The sequence below is a fragment of the Pseudomonas sp. E1MeOHC2 genome (assembly GCF_058745025.1).
In genome coordinates, this window is sequence record NZ_CP196675.1 from 3,529,277 (window position 1) to 3,546,243 (window position 16,967).

General features: G+C 64.1%; 21 protein-coding genes. 15 read left to right on the top strand and 6 right to left on the bottom strand.

Annotation, left to right across the window (positions count from 1 at the left end; genetic code table 11):
- Window positions 1–3: 3 nt before the first annotated feature.
- The 8 genes from gspF (at window position 4) to ACSSU5_RS15950 (ending at window position 5,304) form a co-directional block, all read left to right on the top strand.
- Window positions 4–1,206 (top strand): type II secretion system inner membrane protein GspF, encoded by a 1,203-nt coding sequence (gene gspF, locus ACSSU5_RS15915; RefSeq protein ID WP_492559260.1) that lies wholly within the window; start codon window positions 4–6, stop codon window positions 1,204–1,206.
- 17 nt (window positions 1,207–1,223) lie between these two features.
- On the top strand, window positions 1,224–1,658 hold the full coding sequence (gene gspG / locus ACSSU5_RS15920) for a type II secretion system major pseudopilin GspG (protein ID WP_492559261.1): 435 nt from the start codon (window positions 1,224–1,226) through the stop codon (window positions 1,656–1,658).
- Window positions 1,659–1,757: 99 nt separating this feature from the next.
- The gene (gene gspH / locus ACSSU5_RS15925) at window positions 1,758–2,231 is read left to right on the top strand and encodes a type II secretion system minor pseudopilin GspH (RefSeq protein ID WP_492559262.1); all 474 of its coding nucleotides are present in this window, start codon (window positions 1,758–1,760) and stop codon (window positions 2,229–2,231) included.
- A complete protein-coding gene (locus ACSSU5_RS15930) occupies window positions 2,228–2,596 on the top strand; it encodes a type II secretion system protein GspI (RefSeq protein ID WP_492559263.1) in 369 nt (122 codons plus the stop codon). The genes gspH and ACSSU5_RS15930 overlap by 4 nt, the downstream gene beginning before the upstream one ends.
- A complete protein-coding gene (locus ACSSU5_RS15935) occupies window positions 2,593–3,183 on the top strand; it encodes a PulJ/GspJ family protein (RefSeq protein ID WP_264310071.1) in 591 nt (196 codons plus the stop codon). The genes ACSSU5_RS15930 and ACSSU5_RS15935 overlap by 4 nt, the downstream gene beginning before the upstream one ends.
- Window positions 3,180–4,265 (top strand): type II secretion system protein GspL, encoded by a 1,086-nt coding sequence (locus tag ACSSU5_RS15940; protein ID WP_492559264.1) that lies wholly within the window; start codon window positions 3,180–3,182, stop codon window positions 4,263–4,265. Before ACSSU5_RS15935 ends, ACSSU5_RS15940 begins: the two co-directional genes overlap by 4 nt.
- Window positions 4,262–4,648, top strand: coding sequence for a type II secretion system protein GspM (gene gspM / locus ACSSU5_RS15945; protein ID WP_492559265.1), 387 nt, complete (start codon window positions 4,262–4,264; stop codon window positions 4,646–4,648). The genes ACSSU5_RS15940 and gspM overlap by 4 nt, the downstream gene beginning before the upstream one ends.
- Window positions 4,645–5,304, top strand: coding sequence for a type II secretion system protein N (locus ACSSU5_RS15950; protein ID WP_264310068.1), 660 nt, complete (start codon window positions 4,645–4,647; stop codon window positions 5,302–5,304). Before gspM ends, ACSSU5_RS15950 begins: the two co-directional genes overlap by 4 nt.
- Before the next feature lie 150 nt (window positions 5,305–5,454).
- On the opposite strand, the gene ACSSU5_RS15955 is transcribed toward ACSSU5_RS15950, so the two are convergent.
- On the bottom strand, window positions 5,455–6,009 hold the full coding sequence (locus tag ACSSU5_RS15955) for a L,D-transpeptidase family protein (RefSeq protein ID WP_492559266.1): 555 nt from the start codon (window positions 6,007–6,009) through the stop codon (window positions 5,455–5,457).
- 18 nt (window positions 6,010–6,027) lie between these two features.
- Window positions 6,028–6,579, bottom strand: a complete 552-nt coding sequence (locus ACSSU5_RS15960) for an NUDIX hydrolase (protein WP_264310066.1) — start codon at window positions 6,577–6,579, stop codon at window positions 6,028–6,030.
- Between the two features lie 125 nt (window positions 6,580–6,704).
- Between ACSSU5_RS15960 and ACSSU5_RS15965 the strand changes: the two genes are divergently transcribed.
- From ACSSU5_RS15965 to purT, 5 genes are all read left to right on the top strand, one after another.
- Window positions 6,705–7,304, top strand: a complete 600-nt coding sequence (locus tag ACSSU5_RS15965) for a CoA pyrophosphatase (RefSeq protein ID WP_027595712.1) — start codon at window positions 6,705–6,707, stop codon at window positions 7,302–7,304.
- 57 nt (window positions 7,305–7,361) lie between these two features.
- Window positions 7,362–7,886 (top strand): gamma carbonic anhydrase family protein, encoded by a 525-nt coding sequence (locus ACSSU5_RS15970; protein WP_264310065.1) that lies wholly within the window; start codon window positions 7,362–7,364, stop codon window positions 7,884–7,886.
- Complete coding sequence (locus ACSSU5_RS15975) at window positions 7,876–8,079, top strand: DUF1289 domain-containing protein (protein ID WP_264313971.1); 204 nt, start codon at window positions 7,876–7,878, stop codon at window positions 8,077–8,079. Before ACSSU5_RS15970 ends, ACSSU5_RS15975 begins: the two co-directional genes overlap by 11 nt.
- 62 nt (window positions 8,080–8,141) lie before the next feature.
- Complete coding sequence (locus ACSSU5_RS15980; protein ID WP_264310064.1) at window positions 8,142–8,609, top strand: VUT family protein; 468 nt, start codon at window positions 8,142–8,144, stop codon at window positions 8,607–8,609.
- A gap of 76 nt (window positions 8,610–8,685) precedes the next feature.
- Window positions 8,686–9,867, top strand: coding sequence for a formate-dependent phosphoribosylglycinamide formyltransferase (gene purT / locus ACSSU5_RS15985; protein WP_264310063.1), 1,182 nt, complete (start codon window positions 8,686–8,688; stop codon window positions 9,865–9,867).
- Window positions 9,868–10,053: 186 nt separating this feature from the next.
- Here the strand turns inward: purT and ACSSU5_RS15990 are convergent, their stop codons facing one another.
- From ACSSU5_RS15990 to ACSSU5_RS16005, 4 genes are all read right to left on the bottom strand, one after another.
- Window positions 10,054–10,989, bottom strand: coding sequence for an IS110 family transposase (locus ACSSU5_RS15990; RefSeq protein WP_492559267.1), 936 nt, complete (start codon window positions 10,987–10,989; stop codon window positions 10,054–10,056).
- 256 nt (window positions 10,990–11,245) lie between these two features.
- Entirely contained in the window at window positions 11,246–12,547 is a 1,302-nt protein-coding gene (locus tag ACSSU5_RS15995; RefSeq protein ID WP_492559268.1) for an MFS transporter, read from the bottom strand.
- Between the two features lie 276 nt (window positions 12,548–12,823).
- On the bottom strand, window positions 12,824–14,029 hold the full coding sequence (locus tag ACSSU5_RS16000; protein WP_264310061.1) for a transporter associated domain-containing protein: 1,206 nt from the start codon (window positions 14,027–14,029) through the stop codon (window positions 12,824–12,826).
- Between the two features lie 9 nt (window positions 14,030–14,038).
- Window positions 14,039–14,848: a cytochrome C assembly family protein gene (locus tag ACSSU5_RS16005; protein WP_492559269.1), complete on the bottom strand. Its 810-nt coding sequence runs from the start codon at window positions 14,846–14,848 to the stop codon at window positions 14,039–14,041.
- A 232-nt stretch (window positions 14,849–15,080) separates the two neighbouring features.
- On the opposite strand from ACSSU5_RS16005, the gene ffh reads away from it, so the two are divergent.
- Entirely contained in the window at window positions 15,081–16,457 is a 1,377-nt protein-coding gene (gene ffh, locus ACSSU5_RS16010; protein ID WP_264310059.1) for a signal recognition particle protein, read from the top strand.
- Window positions 16,458–16,715: 258 nt separating this feature from the next.
- Window positions 16,716–16,967: a 30S ribosomal protein S16 gene (gene rpsP / locus ACSSU5_RS16015; protein WP_008094480.1), complete on the top strand. Its 252-nt coding sequence runs from the start codon at window positions 16,716–16,718 to the stop codon at window positions 16,965–16,967.

Consider the following 16,967-nt stretch of genomic DNA (forward strand, 5'->3'; position numbering starts at 1 on the left):
GCCATGCCGACCTATCGTTATCAAGCCATCGACCTGGCCGGCAAGGCCCACAAGGCCAGCTTGCAGGCCGACAGCGAGCGCCATGCGCGCCAGCTGTTACGTGAGCAGGGCCTGTTCGCCCGCCAGTTGCAGCGCCAAGAGGCAGGTACCCGGCAACCCCGCCGCCAGCGCTTGAACCGCGCACAGCTGTGCGAACTGACCCGCCAGTTGGCGACCCTGACCGGTGCGGGCATTCCGTTGGTCGATGCCTTGGCCACCCTCGAACGGCAACTGCGCCAGCCGGCCTTGCACAGCGTGCTGGTGGCCTTGCGCGGCTCGCTCGCCGAAGGCCTGGGGCTGGCACGTAGCTTGGCGCGCCAGGGGGCGCCGTTCAGCGGCCTTTACTGTGCGCTGGTCGAAGCAGGCGAGCGGTCCGGGCGCCTGGCCCAGGTGCTCACGCGGCTGGCCGATCACCTGGAGCAGGTGCAACGGCAACAGCACAAGGCGCGTACCGCGTTGATCTACCCCTGTGTGCTGATGGGCGTGTCGCTTGCCGTGGTGATCGGCCTGATGACCTTCGTGGTGCCCAAGCTCACCGAACAGTTCGCCCACGCCGGGCAGAGCCTGCCGCTGATTACCGCATTGCTGATCGGCGTGAGCCAAGGGCTGGTACACGCTGGGCCCTGGCTGCTGGGGTTGGCGCTGGCAAGTGCGCTGCTTGCCAGCTGGCTGCTGCGCAAGCCGCAGTGGTGCCTGCGACGTGACGCGTGGCTGTTGCGCCTGCCCCGTATCGGCGGCCTGTTGCAGGTGCTGGAAAGCGCGCGCTTGGCGCGCAGCCTGGCGATTCTTAGCGGCAGCGGCGTGGCCCTGCTCGAAGCCCTGCAAGTGGCCACCGAGACGGTCGTCAACCGGCGCATCCGCCTGGCCATGGAGCACGTGCGCCAGCAGGTGCAGGGCGGCACCAGCCTGCACCGTGCGCTGGATGCCTGCCAGCAGTTTCCGCCGTTGCTGGTGAACATGGTTGGCAGCGGCGAGGCCAGCGGCACCTTGGCCGACATGCTCGAACGCGTGGCCGACGACCAGGAGCGCGGTTTCGCCCGCCAGGTGGACACCGCCATGGCGCTTTTCGAACCGCTGATGATCCTGGTGATGGGCGCCGTGGTGCTGTTCATCGTACTGGCGGTGCTGCTACCGATCATGCAACTCAATCAGGGCCTGCAACTGTGAACACAAGGAGTACTTCCATGCAGCATCGACGTAACCGTCAGCGTGGCTTCACCCTCATGGAGATCATGGTGGTGATCTTCATCATCGGCCTGCTGATCGCCGTGGTCGCCCCCAGCGTGCTGGGCAACCAGGACAAGGCCATGCGGCAGAAGGTCATGGCCGACCTTGCCACCCTCGAACAGGCGCTGGACATGTACCGGCTGGATAACCTGCGGTTTCCGAGCAGCGAGCAGGGCTTGGCCGCGCTGGTGAAAAAGCCGACCCAGGAGCCATTGCCGCGTTCGTGGCGCAGCGATGGTTATGTACGCCGCTTGCCGGAAGATCCGTGGGGTACTCCCTATCAGTACCGCATGCTGGGTGAGCATGGGCGGGTGGATGTTTATTCGTTAGGCGCCGATGGTGTGCCGGGCGGTGAAGGCCAGGATGCCGACCTGGGTAACTGGGCGCTGTAAAGCATGTTAGATAAGCCTGATATGGCCCTTCGCGGGCAAGCCCGCTCCCACAGGATACATACAGGCTTGAAGACCTGTGCCGAACCTGTGGGAGCGGGCTTGCCCGCGAAGGACCGCATAGCGGTCCCAATAGCACCCGGTCATCAGCAAGGCTTCAGCCTGATCGAACTGCTGGTGGTGCTGGCCATCGCCGGGCTCATGACCGGGCTCGCCGTGGCGTCGCTCGACAGCGGCAAGGCCAGCGCCGATCAGGCCTTGCAGCGGCTGGCTGCGCACATGCACGCGCAGGCCGCCGAGGCGCGGCACGCCGGGCAGTTGCGCGGGCTGCGCTGGACCGGCCAACGCCCGGAGTTCGTGCGGCGTGAGCGCGATGGCTGGGTTGTCGAACAGGTCAGCCTGGGCGAGTGGCCCAAGGGCTTGCAGCCCGACTGGCCAGCCAGCCAGCAGCCGCGCCTTGTGTTCACGCCGCAGGGTTGGGCGCAGCCGGGTTCCGTGCGCTGGCGCTGGGCCGAGGGCAGTCAGCACTGGGCCTGGCGCCGTGATGGCCGCCTGCAGACGGCGGCTGTGCCATGAAACGCCAGCAGCGTGGTTTCACCCTGCTGGAAGTGACCGTTGCCCTGGCCATTGCCGCAGTGTTGGCGGTGATCACCAGCCAGGTCCTGCGCCAGCGTCTGGCGGTGCAGGACAACCTGCAGCAGCACCGCCTTGGCCTGCTCTGCGCCCGCGAACTGCAGGCCCGTTTCACCGTCGAGCAGTACTGGCCGGCCAGCAATCAAGTGGGCGGCGAACTGAGCCAGGGCGGCCAGGTGTGCCATTGGCAACTGAAACTGCGCCGCACCGGCGTGCGCGACCTGCGCAGGGGTGAACTGTTGCTGTTCGGCGACCGCGACCAGCGGCTGCCGCTTGGCCAATACAGTGTGTTTCTGGAGCGCCCATGAAGCGGCAGCAGGCAGGCCTGACCCTGATCGAACTGATGGTGGCTCTGGCCCTCACCGCGCTGCTCGGCGTCATGCTGGCAGCGTTGGTCAATGGCTGGCTGAAGGTGCGTGAGCGGTTGCAGGTGAGCAGCCAGGAAACCTCGGTGCTGGACTTTTGCCTGGCGCTGGAGCGGCGCTTCGACAGCCCGGTCCTGCGCCGTGTGTATGAGCAGCGGCTGCCCTTGGCCAGCCGTTGGTTGGACTGGCAACCGGCGAGCCGGCAACTGCTGTGGGTGGCCGCGACAGGCCTGCCGGAAGCCGAAGGCGGGTCGCGTTTGCAGCGCCAGCGCTTGCGCTTCGAGGCGCGGGAGCAACGCTTGCTGCTGGAAAGCTCGGCGGACTTGTATGCCGCCTCGGCGCCGCGCTGGGTGCTGCGCGAACAGCTTGGGCGGGTGAGCGCGATGAACATTCTTTACCACCAGAGTGGCCGCTGGCTGCCTTGGCCTTCCGATCAACCCGCGCACCCCGGCCGTGGCGTGCGCCTGGAACTGCAACGTGATGGAGCACCGTATGCCTGCACCTTCGTTCTTCCCTGGGGGCGCTCATGAACGTTGACTGGCGTCGACGCTCACCGGCACGACCTTGGCTGCTGTTGCGTCCAGGCAGCCCTTGGGACTGGTTACTGGTCGGGGGCGATGGCGCGCAACGCCAGGGGCAGGGCGAACCGCCGGCGAATCTACAAGCGCGGGTGGCGTTGATCGTGCCTGCCGAGCGCTGCAGCCATTTCCAGTTGGCCGCGCCGCCAGGGCTCAAGCGTGAAGAGTGGCCGCTGCTGCTTGAAGACCGTTTGCTGCAAGGCGCGGATGAGGTGGTGTGTGGGTATCTGGGCCGTGCGGCCGGGCAAGCCCGGTTACTGGCCGTGGCGCGTGAGCAGTTGGACGGCTGGCGTGGGCAATGTGCCGAGTGGGGGCTGATGGTCGAGCGGTGCTGGGCCGAATTCCAGTTGCTGCCTGTACCCGAGCCGGGCGCAGCCTGGTGGTGGCAGAAAGAAGGTGGGGTCAGCCTGCTCAAGGGGCTGAGCGAAGACGCTGCTGAGCACTGGCTGGCCTGGCCTGAGTCGATGGGCGAGGTGTTGCTCGAACCCTGGCCCCAGCTACGCAGGCTCCCCCTGGAAGGCAGGTGGCCGGCAGCATTGGCCGCGCTGGACAGCGTGCCTGGCCTGTTCGAGCAGAGGCGGCGCCGTTCGCTGGCGGGGCCGTCGCGGCAGCAGTGCCAGCTTATTGCTGCATGCCTGCTGCTAGCGTGCACCTGGGGCGGCTTGTGGTTGGCCCAGCAATGGCGCCAGGCCCAGCTTTGGCAGGCCCAGGTGATTGCCGTGACAGGTGAGCAGGCGGGGCCCAGGCAGGCCGCTCAGTCGCTCAAGCGCCTGCGCGAGGCCGACCTGCAGCAGCAAGTGCGCCTGCGTCAGCTCGACGACTTACAGCAACGCTTGCACGCCTGGCTGCGTGAGCATCCCGGCTGGCGCCTGCAAGCGGTGCGCTTTGATGGCCAGCGTTGGCATGTGCGGCTGGAGGGGGAGGGCGCCGCACCACCCTGGCGCGAGATGGCCAGCGCTGTAGGGGCTCAGGTGCAGGTCAGTGGCGGCGAGTCGTCGCCAAACGTGGTGTTCGACCTGGAGGTGGCGGCATGAGCAGGGCCTGGATGCAGCGGCACCGTTTGCCGTTGGCCGTGTGCCTCATCGCGCTGCTGTCGAGCGTGCTGGTGGTGCGCGAAGGTGTGGCGCAATGGCGCGTGCTGAGCCAATGGCGGGCGCTGGCGGAAGCTGCGGTGGGTTTGCAGGGTGGCGCGACGTTGAACCTTGAGCGCCTGCGCGCGTCGGCACAGGCCCGGCGGATCGAGTTGCTGGAGGTGGTCACGCAGGGCGAGGCCTGGCAAATGCGCGGTCAGGTAGGCGATGAGCAGGCCCTGCTGGATTGGGTGCGCGCGCTGCAGGCCGAAGGCGCGCTGCCCTTGCAGTGGGGGTTGGAGCAAGACCCTCAGGGGATGCGCTTCGACCTGGTGCTTCGACCATGAGCCGGGGCGGCGTGGCGTGGTTGCTACTGGTGTTTGGCCTGACCTTGCTGGTGCACTTGCCGGCCAGTTGGCTGGTGCGTGGCTTTGGATTACCGGCGGCGGGTGTGAGCGGCAGCCTGTGGCAAGGGCAGGCTGCCCAGTTGGGGCCGTTCGGGCCCTTGCAGTGGGCCGTGCAGCCTTGGCGTTTGCAGGGGCAGGGCGCGCTGGGGTTTCAGGGGCAGGCGTGGCACGTGCACGTTCACGGCTGGCCCTGGCGCTGGGCGCTAGAAGTGCGGCCGGCAGCGGCGCAGGCGACTGTGCCTGCAGCGTATCGTCTGGATGGACAGTGGCAGGGTTCGGTGCGGGTGCAGGGTTCGGGGCTGCAATGCCTGGCCAGCGATGGACGCCTCACAGTGGCGGACCTGGCATTGAGTGAGCCTTGGTCGCTGGGGTTGGGGCAAGGCTGGGTCGAGGTGCAGTGCCGAGGGGGCTGGCGCCTGCTGGGGCAGTTGCTGCAGCCAGGGCAGCATCAGCTCGATATGGATGCAGATGTGCGCGGGCGGCAGGCGCAAATCGCCATCGCGTTGCAACCCGATGCTGCCCTGACCCCGCTGCTGCGCGGCGCGCAGTGGCTGGGGCCGGAGGCAACGACAGGGCAGCGGCGGGTCAGTTGGTGATCAGGTCAGTCCGCCTTGCCGCCTTTGGCCGACTGCAACCGCGCGCCCACCTGGCGAGCGTCAGCATCGGTACGCCGCCTATGCGGATGTCAGGCGGGTTAGCATTTGAATGTGCGAAAGCTCCTACACGGTGAGTGGGTTTGTAGGACGTCAGGGACGAATCTCGATCAACGTCCCGTCCTTGACCAGTTCCCAGACTTCCTGCATGTCGCGGTTACGCATGGCGATGCAACCATCCGTCCAGTCCAGGGTATGGAAGTACCACTCCGGGTAGTTGTCGTTGATCGGCGTTCCATGGATCATGATCATGCTGCCGGCGCTCACGCCCTCGCGGGTGGCGCGGGCGGCGTCGCTGATGTTCGGGTAGTCGATGTGCATGGCCAGGTTGAAACGGTCGCTCTGCTTGCGCCAGTCCAGCCAGTAGAGGCCCTCTGGGGTTTTCTTGTCGCCTTCGCGCTCCTTGGCGCCCTTGGGCTGCTTGCCCAGGGAAATTCGGTAGGTCTTCAGCGGTTCGCCACGGCTGATCAGTTGCAGGCGGCGCTCGGACTTGATCACCAGCACCTTGTCGATGAGTGGCTGCATGGCGGCCTGCGATTGCGATTGCGCAGGCACCGGTGGTTGCGGCTTGCGAATGATGGTCTCGGTGAAGGCAGCCTGGGACACCGAGGTAACGCAAAGGCAGAAAAAGGCAAACAACCAGCGCATGAAGCAGCACCTGCAGGCTTAAGTAGTGGGCGAGACGTTCATCGGCGGCAGGTACTCATGGCCTATGGGGTAGTGCTGCCCGATGCGGTCGCGATAGTAGCATTCTAGTGTGCGTGTGACGGTGCGGAAAGCCAGCTCGCCCCACGGTATCTCATGTTCTTCGAACAGCCGCACTTCCAGGCTTTCGACGCCCACATCGAAGCGCAGGTCGGCAAGTTCGGCGCGGAAGAACACATGCACCTGGTTGATGTGCGGCAGGTCGAACAATTGGTAGAGGCTCATTGGCCCGACCTGGGCACAGGCTTCCTCGACAGTTTCACGACGGGCGGCCTGATCGAGGGTCTCGCCGTTCTCCATGAACCCGGCGGGCAGGGTCCAGTAGCCACGGCGTGGCTCGATGGCGCGGCGGCACAGCAGCACCTGGCTGCCCCAGGTCGGCAGCACCCCGGCGACGATGTTTGGGTTCTGGTAGTGGATGGTCTGGCAATACGCGCAGACATACCGCAGGCGGCTGTCGCCCTCGGGGATCTGCTGAATGACCGGCTGGCCGCACGCGCTGCAGAATTTCATGCTTAGCTTCCCTTATGACAGGGCTATCTTGGCGCGATGGCCCGGTGGCCGCAAGCGTACGGGGCTTGGGTGCTTCGCGGCTTTGGTGCATCATGCAAGACAGGCCTTGGATACGAGAGTGCGCAATGCTGGACGAGCTTCTTCGCCGAATGAGCAACCATGAACCCGCATCACTGGAAACCGACCGAAGGTTTCCCGAAGCGGCGGTACTCTTGCCCATTACCCGCAGCGAAGCGCCCGAACTGGTCTTGACCCTGCGCGCCAAGGGGCTGTCGACCCACGGTGGCGAAGTGGCCTTCCCGGGTGGCCGCCGCGACCCCGAAGACCCGGACCTGGTGTTTACCGCCCTGCGCGAGGCCGAAGAAGAAATCGGCCTGCCGCCAGGGCTGGTGGAAGTGATCGGCCCGCTGAGCCCGCTGATCTCGCTGCATGGCCTGAAAGTGACGCCATTCGTCGGGCTTATTCCCGATTACGTCGAATACCGCGCCAACGATGCGGAGATCGCGGCAGTATTCACCGTGCCGCTGGAATTCTTTCGCCAAGACCCGCGTGACCACACCCACCGTATCGATTACCAGGGGCGTAGCTGGTACGTGCCCAGTTACCGTTACGGCGAATACAAGATCTGGGGGCTGTCGGCGATCATGATCGTCGAGCTGGTCAACCTGCTATACGACGCCGGCATCAGCCTGCATCAACCCCCGGAGCGTTACATCGAAATCTGAGCGGGGCCCACCCTGCCGTCTGCTTCAAACCGCCGCCGTTTATCCTGAGGAGCGAGCATGAAATATCGCCTGGGCGACCTGCGGGTCGACAGCCATCCCACCAGTTGGATCGCACCCAACGCCACTGTGATCGGCAATGTGCGCCTGCAGGCCCGTGCCAGCGTATGGTTTGGTGCTGTATTGCGGGGTGACAACGAACTGATCGACATCGGCGAGGACAGCAATGTCCAGGACGGCACTGTGATGCACACCGACATGGGTTCGCCGTTGACCTTGGGCAAGGGGGTGACGGTCGGCCATAACGCCATGCTGCATGGTTGTACGGTCGGCGATTACAGCCTGATCGGCATCAACGCGGTGATCCTGAACGGGGCACGCATCGGCAAGCATTGCATCATCGGCGCCAACGCGCTTATCCCCGAGGGCAAGGAAATCCCCGACGGGTCGTTGGTGATGGGTTCGCCAGGCAAGGTGGTGCGCGAGTTGAGCGAGCAGCAGATGCGCATGATCGAGGCCGGCGCCGCGCACTATGTGCACAATGCCCAGCGTTATGCGCGTGACCTGGTGGTGGATGATGAGTGAGGCGGTCAAGGTCGAGCGCCCGGTGGCGTCGCCGTGTGTGAGCATCTGCGCGCTGGACGAGCAGGATATCTGCACGGGTTGCCAGCGCACGGTGGCCGAGATTGGCCGCTGGGGGCGGATGGATAACACTGAACGCCGCGCGGTGTTGAAGCTGTGCCATGAACGGGCAGTGGCTGCCGGCATGATTTTGTAGGAGCGGCTGCCGCTGACCCCAAAATCAAGTAACCTGTGCGGCTTGTCTGACGGTTACTGCTCATGTTCTTTCTCATCGCCTATATCAGCAGCGTAGTGCTGATCAACTACGCCTTTTCCAGTGCCCCACACCTGGACATCATCTGGTCCGCCTGGGGCGGCCTGGTGTTCATCCTGCGCGACATGGTCCAGACCCGCTTCGGGCATGGCGCCCTGATCGCCATGCTGGTGGCCCTGGTGCTGTCATACGTCACCTCGGAACCGGCCATCGCACTGGCTAGCGCCACCGCCTTCTTCATCTCCGAACTGATCGACTGGCTGGTGTTCAGTGTCACACGCCGGCCCCTGCGTGACCGCCTGTGGCTGAGCTCGGCGCTGAGCATTCCGGTCGATACCTTCATTTTCTTCGGCATGATCGGTGCCCTGACCCCAGCTGTGATCGGCACGGCAATGGCCTCGAAGTTCGCCGGCGTCACCGCGGTGTGGCTGGCCATGGCATTTCGCGCCCGGCGGGCTGCTGCGGTCGGTTGATGGTGTAGAATACGGGTCCTTTTTCAGCGGGCGGCGCTTAGCCTGGCGCAGCCCCGGACGCCTTCGAGGACCTGAAATGACCCGTATCGGAACCCCATTGTCGCCCACCGCCACCCGTGTACTGCTCTGCGGCTGCGGTGAGTTGGGCAAGGAAGTGGTGATCGAGCTGCAGCGCCTGGGCGTCGAAGTGATCGCCGTGGACCGCTACGCCAATGCCCCGGCCATGCAGGTGGCGCACCGCAGCCATGTGGTCAACATGCTCGATGGCGTCGCCCTGCGCGCAGTGATCGAGGCCGAGAAGCCGCATTACATCGTCCCTGAAATCGAAGCCATTGCCACCGCGACCCTGGTCGAGCTGGAAAACGAAGGCTTCACCGTAGTGCCCACCGCCCGTGCCACCCAGCTGACCATGAACCGTGAAGGCATTCGTCGTCTGGCCGCCGAAGAACTGGACCTGCCGACCTCGCCGTATCATTTCGCCGACACCTATGAAGACTACGCCAAGGCCGTGGCTGACGTCGGCTACCCGTGCGTGGTCAAGCCGGTGATGAGCTCGTCGGGCAAAGGCCAGAGCCTGCTGCGCAGCGATGCCGACCTGCAGAAGTCCTGGGACTACGCCCAGGAAGGCGGCCGCGCCGGCAAGGGCCGAGTGATCATCGAAGGCTTCATCGATTTCGACTACGAAATCACCCTGCTGACCGTGCGTCACGTCGGTGGCACCACTTTCCTGGAGCCAGTCGGCCATCGTCAGGAGAAAGGTGATTATCAGGAGTCATGGCAGCCTCAGGCCATGAGCCCCAAGGCCTTGGCCGAGTCGCAGCGAGTGGCCAAGGCGGTCACCGATGCCTTGGGCGGTCGCGGTCTGTTCGGGGTGGAGCTGTTCGTTAAAGGCGATCAGGTGTGGTTCAGCGAAGTTTCGCCGCGCCCGCACGATACCGGCCTGGTGACGTTGATCTCCCAGGACCTGTCGCAGTTTGCCTTGCATGCCCGCGCTATTCTTGGCCTGCCGATCCCTGTGGTGCGTCAGTTTGGGCCGTCGGCGTCGGCGGTGATTCTGCCGGAAGGCCAGTCGCAACAGACCAGCTTCGCTAACTTGGGGGCCGCGCTGAGCGAGCCGGACACAGCCATTCGTCTGTTCGGCAAGCCGGAAATCAACGGTACCCGTCGGATGGGCGTATGCCTGGCGCGTGATGAGTCGATCGAAGCGGCGCGGGCCAAGGCGACCCGGGCTTCGCAGGCGGTCAAGGTCGAGTTTTGATCTGATTGTGTAAGGGGCTGCTGTGCAGCCCATTCGCGGGGCAAGCCCGCTCCCACAGGAAAGTCCGTACCCTCGGGTTCAGCGCTGTGGGAGCAACTGTCTTCTTGTGGAAGCTGGCCTTGCCGGCGATGGGGCGCGTAGCGCCCCAGGCCCGGCTGTGCCGGGCATCGCCAGCAAGGCTTGCTCCTACGAATGAGCTATTTGCTCCTTCCAGGGCGTTCCGGTCTTGAGCATCGCATTTAGCCTCACTATCAATACTCGCATACACGCCACCACCGATACTTTCGCGCACTTCCCTTGGGCTCGCAGTGCTTTGTAGCGCTCGCAGAAGTCCTTGTTGTGCCGTATCACCACCCAGCAGGCCATATAGAGCGCCCGCCTGACTTGTGAGCGCCCCCCCCAGATTGAACGCTTGCCCGACTGCTTGCCGCTGTCCTGGTTGAACGGCGCAACACCGACCAAGGCGGCAATTTCCTTCTTATCCACCTGGCCCAGCTCTGGCAGCAAGGCCATCAGCTTTCCGGCAGTAATCAGACCAATTCCTTTGACTTGAGTGAGCTGTTTAACCCGGTCATCAGGCAAAGCTGCTGCCTGCTGTGCGATCTCTTGTTCCAGCGCTCGAATTTCACCCTTCAGATAGGCGATGTGTTGTTCCAACCGCAAACAAACACTGGGAGCCCGCGCCTGCTTCAGGCGCCGCTTGTCATCGTCGCGCTGTTGGACGAAGCGATCCCGCTGCATAAGCAGTTCGCGCAGCAAGGCCCGCTCGGGTGTCATCACCTGGCAAGGCCGTGGGGGCATAACTTCAGCCAGGTGAGCCAAAACCGCTGCGTCAATGGGATCGGTCTTGGCGCGTTTACCCATCGACTTGGCAAAGTCCCGGGCACGACTGGGATTGATCCGGCAAACCGGAAAATCGGCATCCTGCAGCGCTTTGAGGACATTGCACTCGTAGCCACCGGTAGCTTCGAGCAAGACCATTGAAACTGCATGCCCGCCAAGCTTTTCGACGAGCAGTTGGAATCCCTTCAAGTCATTGGAAACACTGAAGTTCACCCCCTCAGGGCGGATGTGAACAGCAAGTGTGGCACTGGAAACATCGATGCCGACAGAGGAAGACATGGCCAAACCCTCTTAAACTCAAGGAGTGAGAGCGCTTTGGCTTGGCCCACGCTTGTGATTCGAGATTACGCCCCTCATCCAACTGTTCGGGCTCTCGCCAAAGTGGAACGGTGAATGGCAGCTTTTGCTCCCACACGTGCTCTGGGCACCTCGGGCTATCAGCTTGCCATTCACCGCTCTCACTTCAGATTCTATTCCCTCTCCAAGACACAAGCGGGCTTGCCCCGCGAATGGGCCGCAAAGCGGCCCCAGAGTCTCACAGCTCTGTATTGCGGGTCTCTTTCAAGCACAGCACCGCAATCAAACTGATCACCGCCGCCACCGACACATACCCGCCCACCCAACTCAAGCCGCCCATGCTCACCAGCTTCTGAGCAAAGAACGGCGCCGCCGAAGCCCCCACGATTCCCCCCAGGTTGTACGCCGCCGACGCACCGGTGTAGCGCACGTGTGTGGGGAACAACTCGGGCAGCAACGCGCCCATCGGGGCGAAGGTCACACCCATCAGGAACAGCTCGATGGCCAGGAACAGCGCCACACCCGTGGTCGAGCCCGAGGTCAGCAGCGGCTCCATGGTAAAGCCCGACGCCACGGCCAGCAGGCCGCCGACGATCAGCACCGGCTTGCGCCCGTATCGGTCGCTGAGCCAGGCCGACAGAGGCGTGGCCAGGGCCATGAACACCACCGCGAAGCACAGCAGGCCGAGGAACGTTTCCCGGCTGTAGCCCAGGGTGGTCACGCCGTAGCTCAGCGAGAACACTGTCGAGATGTAGAACAGGGCGTAGCACACCACCATCGCCGCGGCGCCCAGCAGGGTGGGCATCCAGTATTTGGAGAACAGGTCGACCACCGGCATCTTCACGCGCTCATGGCGGGCGATGGCCTTGGCGAATACCGGGCTTTCCTCAAGCTTGAGGCGCACATACAGGCCGACCAGTACCAGTGCGGCGCTGAGCAGGAACGGGATGCGCCAGCCCCACTCACGGAACTGCTCGTCGCTGAGCACCAGGGCCAGGGTCAGGAACAGGCCATTGGCCGCCAGGAAGCCGATCGAGGGGCCCAGTTGCGGGAACATGCCAAACCAGGCGCGCTTGCCCGGCGGTGCGTTCTCGGTGGCCAGTAGCGCCGCACCGCCCCATTCGCCACCCAGGCCCAGGCCTTGGCCGAAGCGCAGCAGGCAGAGAATGATCGGCGCCCAGACGCCAATGCTGTCATAGCCGGGCAGCACGCCGATAGCCGTGGTAGAGACGCCCATCAGTAGCAGCGACGCCACCAGGGTCGATTTACGGCCGATGCGGTCGCCAAAATGGCCGAACAGCGCTGAGCCCAGCGGGCGGGCGAGGAAGGCGATACCGAACGTCAGAAAGGCCGCAAGCATTTGCGCGGTGCCCGACCCGGACGGGAAGAACACCGGGCCGATCACCAGCGCGGCGGCAGTGGCGTAAACGTAGAAGTCGTAGAACTCGATGGCCGTGCCGATGAAGCTGGCGGTGGCCACCCGCGCGGGCGAGTTGACCGGCGCGGCAGGCGCTTGGGCATAGGTGCTGCTGGTGGTCATTAATTAGGTCCCTAACAGTCTGGTCGTGCTCCATGGGCTTGATCCGCGACTGCGCGCGCCATCCAAGGGCAGGCACGGTTGCGCGGACGCCGGAGCGTATTGTTCTTTTGCTCGCCCGACTGACGATAGCCCAAGGGGGATAGGGGCGGGAGCGGGCACTGTTCGGGGTGTTGAAGCAGGACCGCGGGGCGTGTCAGTGGAGCGGACTGGCCGTGTGGCGCCGGGTGCGGGTAGCAGGCGGGACGGCGGGGCTGGGTAAGCGTGACCCGAGTATAGCTATCGGGTCACGGTCCACACCAGTACCTTGCTGGCGCAATTGTCCTCTGTTTCGAGGATTTCCAGGCGATATCGGCCGATCTTCAGGCAAACAGCGCTTTCCGGGATGCTTTCCAGCGCTTCGGTGACCAGCCCGTTGAGGGTCTTCGGCCCGCCATCGCAAGGCAGGTGCCAGCCCAGGGTGCGGTTGATCTCGCGCAGCGAGGCGGTGCCTTCGATGACGAAGGTGCCGTCGCCCTGGGGGTGTACGTGCGGGTTGTCCAGCCCCTGTTCGTCTTCGAATTCGCCGACGATTTCTTCGAGGATGTCTTCCAGTGTGACGATACCCAGCACTTCGCCGTATTCGTCCACCACCACGCCCAGGCGCCGTTGCTGCTTGTGAAAGTTCAGCAACTGCAACTGCAGGGGCGTGCTTTCTGGGACGAAATAGGGTTCGTAACAGGCGCCGTGGAGATTCTCCAGGGTCAACTCTGCCTTGGGCAGCAGGTGGCTGATCAGTTTGGTGTTGAGGATCGCTTCAACCTGGTTGATATCGTTGTGATAGACCGGCAGGCGCGTGTGGCGGCTGACGATCAGCTGCTCAATGATGCGTTCGATCGGGTCATCCAGGTTGATGCCATCGACTTCGTTGCGCGGCACCAGGATGTCGTTGACGGTGATTTTGTCCAGCGACTGCAAGCCGTCGAGCAGGCCATGGCGTGCAGGCTCGTGCTCCTCGTCTTCGTCGAAGTCGTCATCCTGCTCCGGGTGCAGGGCCACCGCCGTAGGTTGTGCGCGGAACGGGCGCAGAATCAGCTTGGCGCAACCGTCGAGCAGGCAGGCCAGTGGCTGCAACAGGGCAAGGGGCACCTTGAGCAGGCTGGCACCCAGGCTGACGAACGCCTGCGGGTTGCGCCGCGCCAGGCGTCGCGGCAGGAACTCGGCAAACACCAGCAAGGCCAGGGTGGCACCCAGGCCGGCCAGCCAGAAGCCGTGTTCGCCGCTGTAGCGCTGGCCGATCAGGCAGGCAAGGCCCAGCACCAGCAGCTTGCCCAGGCTGGCGCACAGCACCAGCGCCTGGGCGGGCAGGGGGGCTTGCCCGTCATCGCCAGAGCGCAACGAACCGTTGAGCTGCAGGCGGGCGGCATCCACGGCGCTGAAAAGCGCCGACCAGAGCAGTGCCAGTGCCAGAGTGCCGAGTAGCGGTGCGTACGGCAGGGTGTCCATGGGCGGCCGTCAGATATGCAAGATGAATTCGCGAACCAGCTTGCTGCCGAAATAGGCCAGCATCAGCAGGCAGAAACCGGCCAGCGTCCAGCGGATCGCCTTGTGGCCACGCCAGCCTAGGCGGGTGCGGCCCCACAGCAGAACACTGAACACCACCCAGGCGACGCAGGCCAGCAAGGTCTTGTGCACCAGGTGCTGGGCGAACAGGTTGTCGAGGAACAGCCAGCCAGAAATCAGGGACAGCGACAGCAGGCACCAACCGGCCCAGAGAAAGCCGAACAGCAGGCTTTCCATGGTTTGCAGCGGCGGGAAGTTGCGGATCAAGCCGGACGGGTGCTTGTTTTTCAGCTGACGGTCCTGCAGCAACAGCAGCAGCGACTGGAACACGGCAATGGTGAACAGGCCGTAGGCGAGGATCGACAGCAGGATATGCGCAAGGATGCCGGGTTCTTCGTTGACCAGCGGCACGGTACCGGGGGGCGCGAACTGGGCCAGCAACGCGGTGACCGCGCCCAGCGGGAACAGCAGCACCAGCAGGTTTTCTACCGGGATGCGCAGGCAGGCCAGCAGCGTCAGGGTAATGACCGCAACGGCGATCAGGCTGGCGGCGCTGAAAAAGTCCAGGCTCAGGCCCAGCGGGGTGATCAGCTGGAAGAACAGGGCACCGCCCTGGGCGATCACCGCGAGGGCGCCGAGCAGGCCGAGCAAGCGTTTGTCGGCTTTGCGGCCCTGGGCCAGGTGCGAACCCTGGTAGAGGGTCGCGGCTATATAAAGGCCGGCGGCGATCAGGTTGGGGATGAGGCTGGGTGAGGAGAACATAAGTCCTGGTTGGCGAGCCTTAAAGAGACGGAGTTTGGCATAGATCGCGCTGCTCTAGGAAGACTGCGGGACAGTACCTGCGAAGCGGCGGGTTTGGTCACCGACTATCCACCAAGGTGTGCGCCGTCGCTGCACTTCGCTATAATCGCCGCCTTGCTGTGCCCAGGGTGTGTACATTTCCCCCTTGGGCGCCTGACAAACCTCGGCTTTTACTGGGCCTGAAAGGATCACCATGTTCGAAAACCTGACCGACCGCCTGTCACAGACGCTGCGCCATGTCACCGGCAAGGCCAAGCTGACTGAAGACAACATCAAGGACACGCTGCGCGAAGTGCGCATGGCGTTGCTCGAGGCCGACGTTGCCTTGCCGGTGGTCAAGGATTTCGTCAACAGCGTCAAGGAACGTGCAGTCGGTACCGAGGTGTCGCGCAGCCTGACACCAGGCCAGGCCTTCGTGAAGATCGTCCAGGCCGAGCTCGAAAGCCTGATGGGCGCGGCCAACGAAGACCTCGCACTGAATGCCGCACCGCCTGCCGTGGTGTTGATGGCTGGCTTGCAGGGCGCGGGCAAGACCACCACCGCTGGCAAGCTCGCGCGCTTCCTCAAGGAGCGCAAGAAGAAGAGCGTGATGGTGGTGTCGGCCGACGTCTACCGCCCGGCGGCGATCAAGCAGCTGGAAACCCTGGCCAACGACATTGGCGTGACCTTCTTCCCGTCCGACATCAGCCAGAAGCCGGTCGCCATCGCTGAAGCGGCGATTCGCGAAGCCAAGCTCAAGTTCATCGACGTGGTCATCGTCGACACCGCCGGCCGTCTGCACATCGACACCGACATGATGGCCGAGATCAAGGCGCTGCATGCCGCGGTCAAGCCGGTCGAGACCCTGTTCGTGGTCGACGCCATGACCGGCCAGGACGCCGCCAACACCGCCAAGGCCTTCGGTGAAGCCCTGCCGCTGACCGGTGTGGTACTGACCAAGGTCGACGGTGATGCCCGTGGTGGTGCGGCCCTGTCGGTACGCGCCATTACCGGTAAGCCGATCAAGTTCATCGGTATGGGTGAGAAGACCGAGGCCCTCGAGCCGTTCCACCCCGACCGCGTCGCCTCGCGCATCCTCGGCATGGGCGACGTGCTCAGCCTGATCGAGCAGGCCGAGCAGACCATCGACAAGGCCAAGGCCGACAAGCTGGCCAAGAAGCTGAAGAAGGGCAAGGGCTTCGACCTCGAAGACTTCCGCGACCAGCTGCAACAGATGAAGAACATGGGCGGCCTGGGCGGCCTGATGGACAAGCTGCCGAGCATCGGCGGGGTCAACCTGTCGCAGATGGGCAATGCCCAGGGCGCGGCCGAGAAGCAGTTCAAGCAGATGGAGGCGATCATCAACTCCATGACCCCGGCCGAGCGCCGTGACCCAGAGCTGCTCAGCGGTTCGCGCAAGCGCCGCATCGCCATTGGCTCCGGCACCCAGGTGCAGGACGTCGGCCGGCTGATCAAGCAGCACAAGCAAATGCAGAAGATGATGAAAAAATTCTCTGCCAAAGGCGGCATGGCCAAGATGATGCGCGGCCTTGGCGGCATGATGCCAGGCGGCGGCATGCCGAAGCTGTAATCCCTATTCCGAGCGCTTGTCTTTTATCGGATAGGCGCTCAGAACCCCCGCCTAGGCGGGGAGCGGCCACGAAAACCGTGGCTTAACCGGCAGATCTGGACGGCATGGCGAGGCCTTGCCGAAAAAGTCATTTGCAAATGTCCGTGTATTCCCCGAGAATATGCGGCCTTTTGGGCACGCATGTGCCTATTTGGCTTTCAGATTTGCAGCACCGACTGCAGTACCAACTGCAGCACCGACTATAGGAACGATGTTCACATGGTAACCATTCGTCTGGCCCGTGGCGGCTCGAAAAAGCGCCCTTTCTACCACCTGACCGTGACCAACTCGCGTAACGCCCGTGACGGCCGTTTCGTTGAGCGCGTTGGCTTCTTCAACCCGATCGCATCGGGCGCCGAAGTCAAGCTGTCGGTCAACCAAGAACGCGTCACCTACTGGCTGAGCCAGGGCGCGCAGCCGTCTGAGCGTGTTGCTCAGCTGCTGAAGGACGCTGCCAAGGCCGCTGCCTAA